Raw genomic sequence first — 14,332 nt, forward strand, 5'->3', positions numbered from 1 at the left:
CGGGTAATCGAGTTTACCTTACCGCGCAAAAACAAAGGGCGACACGAATGTCGCCCTTTTTGATGATTATTGTTGCGGATTTAAAATGATGGTGGTGCGTTTGGCTTTGCTACCAAAGGCCTGTTTCGCTTTCGCCCTCACCTCTTCTAACGTGACGCTTTGCGCTGCTTTATCAACATCTAGCAAGACATCAAGCCCGTAATCATGCACTAAGTAGCGAGTGTATGACCAACTGCGCTGTCCCGGATTGTCATCCATGTCTTTCATAGAAACCGCAAGTTGCTTGGCAGCCGTATCGACTTCTTTTTGCGTGATGTTTTTCGCTAGACCATCAAAGATTTTATCCAGCTGAGCGTCCATCTTGTCGACGTCTTTTGGATCGATTTGTGATTCAAAGAACCAATCAGAAACCTGTTCTCTATCTTGTGTAATTGGGTAGATGCCAGGGCTGTAGTCCAAGCTTGCTTCTTCACGTAATTGTGCGGTAACACGCGCAGCAGCGATGCGTTGCAGCATGTCTTCAACCACCGTGTCACGCGCCATTCTCGGTGACTCACGCTCATTAGTTAACCGCAGCAAATACAGCGAAGATGGCTCGTTACCTGCGGCCATGACCAAACGACTCTTCGCATTGGGATCAAACTCAATATGGTAATCGACAGGCGCGGCCGGTTTTAGATCAATCGATGCAACATACTTACGCAGCAATGGTGTGATCTGTTCAGGTTCGACATCGGCTACGATGATCATTTTGTAACCGTAGTTATGCTTGAACAAGGCTTCGTGCATCGCAAACACTTGATCCGGTGTGACGTTCTCTGCGCCATTGATGGACAAAAGGCGATGGCGACTGTTCGGCAAGTATGCGTTTTCATTTGCAGCTTTAATCCACTGGCCCATTGGTGATTCAAAGAAAGCACGTCGCTGTTGAACGTATTCACGTTTTACCGCTTCGAGTTGACGCTCATCGACTTTGATTTCCGTCGCCACGTTATACAGACCATTCATGGCACTGGCTAAATGTACTTTGGGTGTGATGACCTCAATGCCGTGATTCGTCGAGCCGAGGATCGGGAAGAGTGAAATGTCGTTTTTGCGCAAGTAGCTGTCGAGTTCAGAACCTGAGAAATCCCCCAACCCACTGCGTGCCGCTGCCATGGTCGCCACTTCAAACGCAGGATAGAGTGATTTATCAAGTGCAGCCTTACCACCTTGGCTAGCCAAGTAAATGTAGGCTCGGTTCGCCGCTTTCTCATCTTTCTGGAACCAAACTTCGATGCCATTTGAGAGTGAGTAAACTTGGAAACCGCCCTTCTCTTCTCGAACGGCGGTGATGTCACCTTCTTTAGTTGGCTGAATAAAACCATCAGTTTTCGTGTACATCTCAAGCGGCTTTTCACCGGCTTGTGCGTAAGCTGCGCTTAACAACGCAAACTCACCTGCGAACTGTTCTTTGTTTTCCGTTCTACCTAACCCCACCACAAAATTCGCCGGTTCCGATAACAGGGCTTCTAGCTCATCGTTCGCGTGGTTAAGGTCATTGGCAGCGACAAAGGTGGCTAAGCTTTGCTCATACCCTTGTTTGGATTGCGATACTGAATCTCGCTCCAATTGATACACTCGCGCTTCTGCATAACCAGCAGGCTTTCGCTTCGCCCAATCGGCATCTAGGTTAGACAGTTCGCCATACCAACCCGACATCACACCATTCAGTTCCTCTTGAGTCACACCGTAATCACGCAGCGAGGTCAGTGTATTCAAGAAGATTTGTTGGATGTTGTCACGGCGCTCAGGAGCAAAAGAAACCCCCGCCGACATCATGCGATGATAGTTGGAAGAATAAGGTTGCGCATAAGCGTATTGGAACGATTCCGCCGCATCATTCAACACCGTGAGTAAGCGTTGTTGGATCAACTGGGCGCTCAACTCATCTTGCCAAGCTTTGTGTTGTTGCTGCATGGTTTGTCGAGTAACAGAATCCCGATCGATGACCAAATGCAGGCTCGGTGATTCCATCTTACTGCTTGGTAGAATGCGATTAGCGTTATTCACTCGAATATCACGACGCTTCTCTACTGCCGCATTAGAAACGCTCTCCCAGTTAGAGAACTTGTTCTCAATGATCTTTGAGATAGATTCGACATCAACATTACCTGTGACAATTAACTCAGCGTATTGCGGCTGATACCACTTGTCATAGAAGGCTTTTAGTGCTGGCGATGTCGTGTTCTCTATTGAGCTGCGCGTGCCAATCGGATCGTGCTCCGCATAAGGCGTGCCTTCAATCGAAGCTTGGTACGCGTTAAAAGATAGGGATTTATCATCAGGTCGCGCACGGCGCCACTCCCCTAATATCACCCCTTTCTCTTTTTCTACCTGCGTTGGGTCGAACTCGATGCCATCACTGATATCACGCATCCACGTTAACGCATCATCCAGTTTACTCGGATTAGCAAGATCAAGCTTGTAGGTCGTCTGTTGATAAGTGGTCGTGGCATTAATATCTGCACCAAAGCTGCCGCCTGATGCTTCAAACAGCTTTACAACATCATTGCCAGAAAAGTGAGTGCTGCCGTTGAACGCCATATGCTCAATAAAGTGCGCGTAGCCTTTTTGAGTCGCATCTTCTTGGAAGGAGCCAACGTTCATCATCAAACGTACCGAGACTTCTTCATCTTGGGTTGGATAAATGTGGTATTTCATCCCATTAGGCAGTTGATCAACGTACCAATTCGGATCGGTTTGAAGCGGTGTCGATTGGGGAGTCAGAGCACACCCTGACAGCAACAATGCGGTGAGTAACAACGTGCTACGCATAACTATCGTCCCTAATAATAATCAATTGAGGCAATATATCGAGCACGCCATATGCTTGATATTTAATATGAAAACTACGCCTGAATAGTAAGATCTAGCTCGCATTTTATAAAATGAGAAGGTTTTACAACGTCTTAGATAACTCTTCGCTATTAATCAAGTTAGCGCAAAAAGGCAAACCACATTGTTTAATATTTGCGCGCTGAAGTTAATGCGACTCAAATACGCGACATAGATCGGAATTTATTTTGACCACTAAAATATAATGTTCGCGCGAAACACCCATTTTTATAAATATAAGAGCCAACGATACCTTTATGCTTAAGAATTTATCTTTGAAGAACAAGCTGGCGATTTCTGCCAGTGCTGCCATCATCCTCGGGGGAGTGTTGGTGGAGGGGCTGTCTTTCCGTGATGCTTTAGAGCGACTTGACGTTGAAGTCGCGCAACGCCTAGAAAGTACCAGCGCATCTTACAATCAATATGTGAGCGATTGGCTGCTGTCGAAAGAGCGCGCACTCACATCACTGTCACAAGACGCAGAGAAATCCGCCATTGTGACCCATCTAAAACAAGTTCGTGATTCTGCTGCGTTTGATAACGTCTTCCTTGCGTATCCAGACGGTTCTCAAGACAACGCGAACGGTGTTGTCCTGCCACCGGGTAACGACGACCCTCGTCAATGGGGTTGGTACACCAACGCAATCGCAAACCCTTCGAGAGTCTTTATGGACAACCCTACTGTCGCTGCAGCAACTGGCGCGAACGTGGTGTCTTTGGGTAAAGCATTGCAACTTCACGGTCAAACCAGCGTGCTAGGTGCAGACGTGGAAATCGGTGACATCCTAAATAGCCTGAACCAAGTGATTCTGCCTGGTGAAGGTTACATGTTTATCGCCAACGACCAAGGCAATATCTTCACCCACAATGACAGCAAACTGCTTAACCAGCCTGTCAGCAAATTGGGGCTGAACAACAGCGATATCACAGCGGCAGCAAACTCTGGTCAAGATCGTACCGTGTCCATCAACGGCAAAGACTTCGTGGTTTACGCGAAAGCCATCGACGGCACTAAGCTAACAACAGTCACGGTTCTGGATAATGACTCTTTGGTTGCCCCACTTTACGACGCAGTTTGGGGCCAAATCATCGCGACAACGATCGTAGTGATCATCTGTGTGGCCTTGTTTAACTTGCTGTGTAACATCCTATTCCGTCCACTTTACAACGTTTCAAATGCTCTATCCCAAATCGCCAATGGTAGCGGTGATTTGACTCAGCGCATCAAAGTCGAAAACCGCGATGAAGTGGGTGAGTTGGCAGAGAACTTCAACCAGTTTGTTGCCAGCCTTCAGCAACTTATCGGCCACATTCGTCACCAAGCGGAAGACTTGAATCATCAGTCAGAGCTGAGCACCAAACGTGCAAACCAATCTGTTGACGAGCTCAACCACCAGCAACAAGAAATCACACTTGTGGCAACGGCAGTAACGGAAATGGCTTCTGCGACGCAAGAGATCGCTTCTCATGCTGAGCAAACGGCGAAAGTGGCACAGGACTCTTCCGTGAGCACACAAAATGGTCATGCGTTGGTAGTGAACACCAAAGACTCGATCAACAACCTGTCTTCGGAAGTGAACCAAGCCAGCGGCGTGATCAGTGAACTAAACCAGCACGCTCAAGACATCAATACCGTGCTGTCGACCATTCGTGACATTGCAGAGCAGACTAACCTACTTGCATTGAACGCCGCGATCGAAGCCGCACGTGCAGGCGAACAAGGCCGTGGTTTTGCTGTGGTTGCGGATGAAGTTCGTGTTCTATCTCAACGCACTCATACATCGACAGAAGAGATCAAATCCACCATCGAAACGCTACAACGAACGACTCAGCGTGCTGTTACTTTGATGGAACGCAGCTCTGAACTGGCAGTAGGCTCGGTAGAAGATGCTGACCGTGCTTCTCAAGCGCTGGATGAAATCAACTCGGCAGTGGCGATGATCAGCGATATGGCGACCCAAATCGCCACCGCCGCGGAAGAGCAAACCCACGTGACCAATGAAATCACCCAAAACGTTACTTCAATCAAAGACGTGACGGACCACTTGGTTATCGGTGCAGAAGAGTCGATGAATCAGTCATCTGAGTTGAAGTCTCAAGCAGAAGATCTCAACTCGAAAGTGGCAACCTTCAAACTGGCGTAGTACCCACTTCAACCATTAATTTCAAACCCCGTCATGTTGCGGGGTTTGTTGTTTTTCCCGCCTGTAAATTCGGCTTAATTTGACCCGAAAGCCCCGAATAGCCGTACATAAAAGCAACACAATCAACATTATCGCCTATCAACATCAGTAAGTTCCTCAGAGAACAAGATAGGCAAAACTTTTAGGGAAACGGCTTTTCAACCTTATTCAGAAACTTTGAAGGGGTGCGCTTATGAATCTTATGGACCTACCCAAAAAACGGGGCAAATGGAACCTAGAGCTGTGCAAACAAAGTGCAGCAAAATTCAAGACTCGCACGGAGTGGTGTGAAGGATGCAAAGCGGCTTATAGCGCGGCGTATCGCAACGGCTGGCTCGACCAATGTTGCGCTCATATGCAGCGCGTTGGCTTGAAATGGACGTACGAAAAATGCAAACAAAGCGCCTCTGAATACAAGACTCGTTCTGCATGGAATCATGGTTGTAAGAGCGCTTACCATGCCGCCAGAAAAAACGGATGGGTTGAAGATTGCTGCGCCCACATGCTCCCTTCTCGGACAGGGAAAAAGTGGACATTTGAAACCTGTGCAGAAAACGCCAAACGGTACAAAACTCGCTCCGACTGGCAGCGCGGATGCAGCGGCGCTTACAACGCGGCTAACCGTAATGGTTGGTTGGAAGACTGCTGTGCCCACATGAAACCAATCGAACTGAAGTGGAACTTATCAGCCTGTGTCCAAAGCGCCCGACCGTTCAAAACTCGTACGGAATGGATTAGCCATTGTAAAAGCGCCTATCAAGCGGCAAGAAACCGAGGGTGGTTAGAGCAATGCTGCGCTCATATGGGGGAACCAAGAACACAAAAGAAATGGACGCTGGATGCCTGCATGAGAAGCGCGGCAGAGTACAAAACACGAACAGCGTGGCAAGAAGGATGCAGCGGAGCCTACTTCGCCGCGCACCGAAATAATTGGATGAAAAGGTGCTGCGCCCACATGCGTTCTGCACGTTCAAAATGGACGCTTAAGATCTGTAAAGGCAGCGCATCCTATTTCTCAAGTAAACGAGATTGGCTGCGCTGTTGTCGAGGTGCTTACAATGCCGCTCACCGTAACGGTTGGCTTGCAGAATGCTGCTCACACATGGAGAGACCGCGAGCAGCATGACGAAACTACTTCGCTGCTGCGCCTGTGAGCTTACTCAGCACACCACTGACTTTGGTCAACACCTCGTCACACCCTTCAATCTTGTGGCGCTCTTTTAAATACATAGGGTTGTTGTAAGCGAGCCAAGTTTTGCCTTCTGCATCTTCATAAACCAGCACTTTTTGCGGCAAATCGATCGCTACCTCTTGGGCACATTGCATCAACGGTGTGCCCACTTTGGGATTACCAAACACAATCACCTCGGTTGGTCTTAGATCCATATCGACCTTAGCCGCATTCTCTTGGTGATTCACACGCGCAAACACGTTTAAGCCCTTACTTTGCGCGATTTCGACAAACTTATTCGCCGTATCTTGCACCGAATGTTGACTCGCAACTCGTACCACACTGTCTTCTGCCAAAGAGGAAAACGACGCCAACACTGCGACCAATCCTACCGTTATTGCTTTTACCATCTGCTGATTCCTTATGCTTCGATCTCACTACCCAAAAACTATAGAAGCCAAGACCCAGACTCGCGACTTGTACGTGTTTGATTTTCGGCTTTCCTTATCAACAATAGACCGACTCAGAGTGAAAATTGATTCAGATTAATAAAGCGTTAATCAGTCCAACATTAAAACCGTGAAGCACATAAAATACGCGTCCTATTTTACTGAGTAAGAGTTAACTAGTGACACGCGATCAATTTGAGTTATTAGCCCCGGGCGGCGATCTGGATTCCATCAAAGCAGCCATTGCTGCAGGTGCCGATGCTATCTACTGCGGACTAGACCGTTTTAATGCCCGCAACCGAGCGACCAACCTCACTTTAGATAACTTGAATGGCGTGCTGACGCTAGCTCATCAGCACAACTGTAAGATCTTCCTGACTCTGAACGTATTGATACTGGAAAGCGAAATTCCAGCCATCGTGCGTTTGCTCAGCCAGTTAAACACCACTGCGATTGATGGCGTGATCGTGCAAGATCTTGGTTTGGCTTACATTCTCAAGAATCATTTCCCAGATCTAGACATACACGCTTCAACCCAGCTCAACACGCACAACGAAGGGCAGATCTTGTTCCTTAATCAGTTGACGGCGAGCCGCGTGAACCTCTCTCGTGAACTGAACATCAATGAGATCAAGCATCTGGCTCAGTTTGGTCGTGAACATGATGTGATGATGGAAGTGTTTGTGCATGGCTCTTACTGCATCGGTTTCTCAGGCATTTGCTACATCAGCTCTGCGCGAAACGGTGCTTCGGGCAACCGTGGTCGCTGCAGCCAGCCTTGTCGTGAGCAATACGAAACCACCAAAACAGGCAACAGCTACCCTCTCAACATGAAGGACAACTCGGCATTTGGCGATTTAGAAGCGCTTGCCGATGCGGGCGTGTATTCGTTGAAAGTGGAAGGCCGCATTAAGAAATCTCACTACGTTTATACCGTGGTCGATAACTGGCGCAAACAGATTGACCGCTTGTGTGATGGCGTAGAACTGTCAAACGACACCACAGAGTTGTACACCGTATTTAACCGTGATTTCTCTAACGCGTTTTTGCAAGGTGATTTCGGTAAAGCGATGTACATCGACAACCCTCGCGATCACGCCGTAAAACACTTCTCGAAGATCTACAAATGCGAATCCGCCGATGATGTGCAAGGCGTGAAGAAAAAGCTCTACGACGACAAAACCGCAATCATTGAGAAGGTTGCAGAGAAGACTCAAGATTTTGATGTGACTTCAACGCAAGCCTCTGGCAGCAGCCTAAAAGGCGCGATTGATGTACCGACTTTGCCAACGCTGCCTCAACCAGATATTCGCGAAGGCGCTCCGAAGCTATCTGTCTTGATTTCATCAGTAGAAGACACTGCACTATGCGAAGACAGCAATGTCGATGTGTACTTCCAACTACCAATGGGGTTGGCGGGTGAACTGAATGCGATGATTGAGTTGTTCCAAGCAAACCCAAGATTGAAACCTTGGTTCCCTGCGATTTTGATTGGTGACGATTACCAAGCCGCACGTGCATTCTTAGAAGCAGTGAAGCCAGAATTGTCGATCACCAATAACTCTGGCGTGGGCATGTTGGCTCAAGAGCTGGGATTAGGTTGGGTTGCAGGCCCGCAGATGAACACGGTGAACTCCTACTCGTTCAAATGTTTGCAAGAAGAGTTCGCCGCAAGCGGTGCGTTTATCTCTAACGAGCTGAACATGAAGCAGATGCGCCACATTAAGCGCCCGCACAACATGCGCAGCTACTACAGTATTTACCACCCGAACACTCTTCTCACCAGTCGCCAGTGTTTGTTCCAACAAACCGAAGGTTGCCGCAAGATTAAGGTCAACAAAGGCTGTTTGAAGCGTTGTGACAAGCGCACTTCGATCATCAACCTAAAAGACAACCCATATGTGGTGCAAAAACAAAAAGGCAGTCACAACTCAATCTACAGCGAGCACAACGTATTGAACCTGCAAGTGCTACAGGATTTGCCGCAGCTGTTAACTGACGTATTGATCGACCTGCGCGACATCCAGACAGAAACCAAAGTCACGATGACCAAACCTGAATTGATCGATGCCTTTACCGCTCTTCTGAATGAACACAATGAGCAGCATGTTGAAGCACTTAATACCGTGATTCACCCAACGGCAAACGCTCAATACTTGAAAGGCTTGTAACGGAATCTCATCAGATTCAACTGCACAATTTATGGAAGACTTATGCACCCAATGAAACAAGAAACACTGAGCTACTTTGATGATTTGAACTACAGCGTGATGGCTCAAATGGAAGCGGTTTATGAGCTCAAACAAAACCGTACGGGTTTAACCGTTGAGCTTAACTTTTCAGTGCTTGGTAAAGGCGAATTACCCGCAGAAAGCGCACAAAGAACCGATAAGAAGCTGTATTTCATTGATATTGAAGACATCGAACGCATTGGGTTTGAAGCGCTCGAACCCTTCGTGACTGGGCTTGGTGAGCATTGTTCTATGGTGGTGTTTGAAGAAGAGTTCTTTGAACAAAGCATGAAAGAGATATGGATGTTCCTATCGAACGATCCGCGTGATCGTGATGTTTTCAACGACAGTAAGTTTTATCGCGCTTAACCCTTTCAAAGCGATTTTGCTCTTGATTTTTACCTCTTGGATGGCCGTTTGAACACCAAAATCGCCGTCCAATTTATCACTTTATCCCGCTTATTCTGACTCTGTACCAGCCTATTTTTGGGCTCAAGATCCACTTTTCTCATCGTATTAGCAATTCATTTTATTCGCCCCAACAATGCTCTCCCACCCAACCAAAAGTATTAATCAAGTAAATACTCTAATCACCAATAATTGACATCAATATTCATCCCAATCAATAAACTAGCTCAGTTTATAAACCTAAGTGCATATGGTGATTTTTTTCTGAATCGGCCTTCAAATTTTGAGTTGTTTCTTTTCATTTGTAACTGGATGTAAGCAAAAAATATGAGTGATTTCGGCAGTGGTTAGATCAAGGGGCTTCCCTCTCTTTGTGACGTTTGCTTAGTGTTTGAAGTCCTCGCCGGAAATCCCCCACGAATAGAAAATCAACAAGGACAGTCACTTAGCTTTTTAAAGCAAGTGATGAGGATTCAACAATGAAGAAAACAACAATCAGTTTGATGGTAACAGCGGTGCTCATGGGTTCCCCAATCATGGCCACCTCTGCACTCGGCGCAACACAAGAAAACATCATAACGGCCGCTCAAAGCGAGTCAGTCTCTGCCACGATAACCGTGCCACAGGTTGACCAGTGGTACTCACAAGCGCAGGTCGATTTGAAGAATATCTCAGGTCAGCAATTAGACTTGGCGGACGCAGAGATTTGGGTTACCTCAGACAAAGACGCGACGGTGAATAGCTCATGGGGCGCACCTTTTAATGTCAGCAGCCCTGCTCCCAATACGTTTGTCTTTACTCATGACAGCACGTCACAAATTCTAAACGATGACCAAACGGCTCAAATCTTCTTTGGCCTTAATGCCAGCAATGGTGATTACATCGATGGAAACGACGTGCACATCGAGAAGGTGATCATCAAGAATGATCCTGCGCTTCAAGGCAAGATCACCTTACAGGCACCAAGTGCACCACACGCCAGCCTAGCCGCGGCATCGATTTTGGTCGAGGGTGAGAACTACAGTGAGGCCGTGTCTGTGCCGTGGGGAAGCAGCTTCGTTCTAGAGCACCTCCAAGATGGCGAATATCAAGTCACCGCTCAAGATGTAACGAGCGAAATGGGGATTGCCCACGCCTCCTCGCCAACCTCAACCGTGACTGTCGATAGCGATGCAACGCAGCCGAGTGTTTTCGTGCAATACGATGCGTTTATCTACTACGCTACCATCTCGCTCACAATGCCTGCACTGGATGGCATTACGGCAAGCCTAACCACAGATGCCACCGTGAAAGCGGCAGGAACGCAAGACGTTGAACGCAGCCTAGTGGTGCCATTTGGCGGCGAGATCGACATCAGCAAACTGCTTGATAACCACAAATACGATCTCTCCTACTCACCGATTACGGTGAACAACGTGCTTTACCAACCGAGCGACAACCTCGATGTATTGGTCAACAAAGACACGGCGACAGAAATCAGCACTAACATCGTTGACACGCCGATCGCGAGTGACGACTTCACTACCGTTCAAGCAAGCATTGTCGACTTACCTCAAGAAGCGATGCCAATTGTGCTCAACCTTGTCGCGAAAGATGGCTCTAGTCGCTACAGCTACGAAATTACTAGCTCGCCATTCACCTTGCCTGACGAAGTTAAGCCGGGTGAGTACGATATCCAAATCGATTCGGTGTTTGCTGGAGACACGCGTTACGCCTATGACGGGGATGAATCCGTCTCTGTCACGCAAAGTGATGCTCCGTTGTTGCTAACGCTACCATTTCGTGAAGCGATGAGTCTTGCAGTCAAAGGCTTCCCAGATTACGTAGCAAATGGCACAGTGACGAACGACAGCGAACAGACCACCAATGAAATCGGTGCAACCAAGGTCAATGCCATCTTCAAATACGCGGGCTTAAGTGGCTCGGGTGATCCGGGTGTGATCTTGGCGAAAGATGAGCTTCCGCTACATAGAACTTACGCGAACGCACAAAGCGCTTCAGATCTTTCAGGCCATCACGTACTGCCAGTCATGGTGGTTTACACTGCAAATGCTAGTGGTGGTGCAAGCTGGACAGACTTAGTCGATGATGAATTGCTCTACAAACATTACGCGACTTTCATTACTCAAGCTATCGCGGCGCAAGAGTACGCGGCTGGCGATGGCAGCTCGCCAATGTCGTTTGTGCTTAACCCTGACTTCTTAGGTGAACTACAGAAAAACCCGAGCCATGTGGATGACCTAAACCAAGCGGGCGCAGTCAACGTGAATGACCAACTCGCTCGTGCGTTGGATTACATGAAGACGACTTACGGTTATCAACCACCAGTGGCCGTGCCTCAATTCGAGAACACACTGAAAGGCTACATTGCGTCACTCAACTTCATCATGAATGGCTTAGCAGAAGACGTAACGTACGGCTGGCAAATCAACTTGTGGGCGGTAGGCTCTGCCAACTGGATTCACCAGACCGACGACCAATCAGCTGACAAAGGCCAAGAAGTGGCGAACTTCGTCAACTCGCTGGATGTTTACACTGGCACTTACCAACCAGATTACATTGTGTTCGATAAGTATGAGCGCGACGGTTTCGGCTCAGAAGCGATCGCGAACTACGCGTACAACGCCACCAGCTGGACGCGTTACCTATCGTATGTGAAAACCATCAGTGATGGCGTTGAGTCTCCAGCCATGATTTGGCAAATCCCAGGTGGTCACATGCCGACTCAAGATGAAGGCAATACATTGATCAACGTTGAGCATGAGGCGTCTGGCGGCTCTTACTTTATGGGTGATGCACGCATCGGAACGGACATCAACAACGTACGTACTGGCCTACTCGACAAACAGCTCAATCCAACCACTTACAACGGTGCGAGTAACGTTCGAGAATTGCTAGAAAAAGACGCAGGCTACGACTGGTCTCATGTGGCTATGCAAGATCTACCGAAGAGCAACGTGTTTGCCTTACTTTGGGGTGGTGGCTCAACTACGGCGGTCGTTACCATTGGCTCAAACGGCACGGACAACGGCTGGCTAGACAACAAAGTCGACGCTTACGCACAAAATCCAACGTGTTTGGTTGGCAACGATTGTGACGGCTCAATTTGGGGGGGTGACGGCGGCGATAAGCCACCAGTCGACAATAATCCACCAAGCGTTTCACTGTCTCCGAACTATCAGGTGAACAGCGGCGAAAGCGTAACCATCACGGCTAACGCTTCTGATCCGGATGGCGACGTGATTAGCTATCAATGGGAGGTTCCTTCTGACCTGACAGTTGTCGGCGACGCCAATAGCGACACGCTAGTGGTAACGGCTCCGGTCACAGACCCAGACCTCACTTTCTCAATTTCAGTGCAGGTTTCTGATGGCGAGCTAAATGCCTCAGATTCAACTTCATTGAAAGTCGTTGGTGATAACAGCGGTGGCGGTGATGGTATTTGTGCCGACATCCCAGAGTTCGAGCAAAGACAGTACCAACCGGGCGAACAAGTGACCTACCAAGGCAGCTTGTATGAAGCCGACCGTTGGACAGACTCGACGCTGACTCCGGCCGACCCATACTCAGGCTGGACGTTGATTGATAGTTGTTCTTAACAGTCTGATTAATCAGCGTTAACCATCCAAATTCATAACATCCGATACCGTCTTGATAGGCGGTATCTTTTTTGTTTTAACGACACCATTCTTTAGGAAACAAAAAGCCCATCACTCATTCAACAAGTGATGGGATAAATGCGGGACACAGTAAAAGACTTAAACCAGTGTCGCGCCTTTGAAAGCGCCGATCGGAGCAATTTCATCAAGCTTCGCAAGGGTTTCTTGGCTCAAAGTGACGTTTAGAGCACCCAGGTTTTCATCAATGCGAGATGTTTTACGGCTACCCGGAATTGGGATGATGTTATCGCCTTGCGCGACCAACCATGCCAAAGCAAGTTGTGCTGGAGTGATGTCATACTCAGCAGCAATATTCTTGATCTCTTCTAAGCGCGCTAAATTGCTTGTGAAGTTATCACCCTGCATTTTTGGGTTGTTGTTGCGAAAATCATTTTCGTCCAACTCTTTGACCTGACCAGTCAGAAAACCAGCCCCAAGTGGCGACCAACAAACCAGCGCAGCACCGATTTGGTTTACCGCAGGTAGGATGTCCGTTTCCGCTTCACGACGGAACAGTGAATATTCGTATTGCACCGCCGAAATTGGGTGGATTTCATTCGCGCGCAACACTTGCTCCGCTGTAACGTTAGACAGACCAATCGCTTTTACTTTCCCTGCTTTCACAGCGTCTGCCATTGCAGCGACCGTTTCTTCAAGCGGAATTTGTGGATCTAGGTAGTGTGCGTAAAGTAAGTCAATTTGTTCCACACCCAAACGCTCTAGACTGTTATCAATCGCACGAGCAACATACTCTTTTGTACCATTGATGGTTAAAGGAAACCCCCAACCAGTATCTAGCGTGCTGCCTGTTTGGCCTTCTTCAAACACGATGCCAAATTTGGTCGCAATAAACGCTTTTTGATTGGTTTGCGCGATGGCTTTTTTGATCAAATCTTCGTTGTGTCCTGCACCGTAAGCGTCAGCCGTGTCGATCATCATGCCTTGTTCAATAGCATGAACCAGATTTTGCACCGCCACTGCGTCATCACTCTCACCGTAATACCCCTCAAGACCCATTGCGCCGTAACCGATTTGTTTGATTGCTGCAAAGTTGCCATTTGACATGATTCTTCTCCAATTCTCTTGCTGCTGACCTCAGCAACAAAACGCGATTTGTGTGTGTTTCGAGTCACCTCGATTGCTTGGTAATAAGATTAGCAACGCATGGAGAAGGAGGATTGAAGATTGTTGCCTGAAGATTTGTACTTTATTGCTAACTGTCTGGAATTGAGTCAGAGCGAGAGCAAGTTTAAGCTCAGAAACACGTTAAAATTGCTTCGCTAGCCTAATTTTAACATTTTTATTAATAGTTATATCACGTTGATTTTTAACATTTAAAACACCCATACATAGC

8 protein-coding genes are annotated in these 14,332 nt (G+C 47.9%); 5 read left to right on the plus strand and 3 right to left on the minus strand.

What is annotated here, in order from left to right:
• Positions 1-66: 66 nt before the first annotated feature.
• Complete coding sequence (locus ATB78_RS14310) at positions 67-2,817, minus strand: M16 family metallopeptidase (RefSeq protein ID WP_061008984.1); 2,751 nt, start codon at positions 2,815-2,817, stop codon at positions 67-69.
• Positions 2,818-3,134: 317 nt separating this feature from the next.
• Here ATB78_RS14310 and ATB78_RS14315 point away from each other — a divergent pair, with 317 nt between their 5' ends.
• Both ATB78_RS14315 and ATB78_RS14320 read left to right on the plus strand, forming a co-directional pair.
• The gene (locus ATB78_RS14315) at positions 3,135-5,021 is read left to right on the plus strand and encodes a methyl-accepting chemotaxis protein (RefSeq protein WP_061008985.1); all 1,887 of its coding nucleotides are present in this window, start codon (positions 3,135-3,137) and stop codon (positions 5,019-5,021) included.
• A gap of 232 nt (positions 5,022-5,253) precedes the next feature.
• The gene (locus tag ATB78_RS14320) at positions 5,254-6,186 is read left to right on the plus strand and encodes a hypothetical protein (RefSeq protein WP_061008986.1); all 933 of its coding nucleotides are present in this window, start codon (positions 5,254-5,256) and stop codon (positions 6,184-6,186) included.
• Between the two features lie 5 nt (positions 6,187-6,191).
• On the opposite strand, the gene ATB78_RS14325 is transcribed toward ATB78_RS14320, so the two are convergent.
• The gene (locus tag ATB78_RS14325; RefSeq protein ID WP_045484240.1) at positions 6,192-6,641 is read right to left on the minus strand and encodes a DUF302 domain-containing protein; all 450 of its coding nucleotides are present in this window, start codon (positions 6,639-6,641) and stop codon (positions 6,192-6,194) included.
• A 218-nt stretch (positions 6,642-6,859) separates the two neighbouring features.
• On the opposite strand from ATB78_RS14325, the gene ATB78_RS14330 reads away from it, so the two are divergent.
• The 3 genes from ATB78_RS14330 to ATB78_RS14340 all read left to right on the plus strand — a co-directional run bounded on the left by ATB78_RS14330 (position 6,860) and on the right by ATB78_RS14340 (position 12,918).
• Positions 6,860-8,851 (plus strand): peptidase U32 family protein, encoded by a 1,992-nt coding sequence (locus ATB78_RS14330; protein WP_061008987.1) that lies wholly within the window; start codon positions 6,860-6,862, stop codon positions 8,849-8,851.
• A 42-nt stretch (positions 8,852-8,893) separates the two neighbouring features.
• A complete protein-coding gene (locus tag ATB78_RS14335; protein WP_061008988.1) occupies positions 8,894-9,280 on the plus strand; it encodes a hypothetical protein in 387 nt (128 codons plus the stop codon).
• 518 nt (positions 9,281-9,798) lie between these two features.
• Positions 9,799-12,918 (plus strand): hydrogenase expression protein, encoded by a 3,120-nt coding sequence (locus tag ATB78_RS14340; RefSeq protein WP_061008989.1) that lies wholly within the window; start codon positions 9,799-9,801, stop codon positions 12,916-12,918.
• Between the two features lie 159 nt (positions 12,919-13,077).
• On the opposite strand, the gene ATB78_RS14345 is transcribed toward ATB78_RS14340, so the two are convergent.
• Entirely contained in the window at positions 13,078-14,043 is a 966-nt protein-coding gene (locus ATB78_RS14345; protein WP_061008990.1) for an aldo/keto reductase, read from the minus strand.
• Between the last annotated feature and the right edge of the window lie 289 nt (positions 14,044-14,332).

The sequence above is a fragment of the Vibrio sp. CUB2 genome, from assembly GCF_001557945.1.
Classification (GTDB): Bacteria; Pseudomonadota; Gammaproteobacteria; order Enterobacterales; family Vibrionaceae; genus Vibrio; species Vibrio owensii.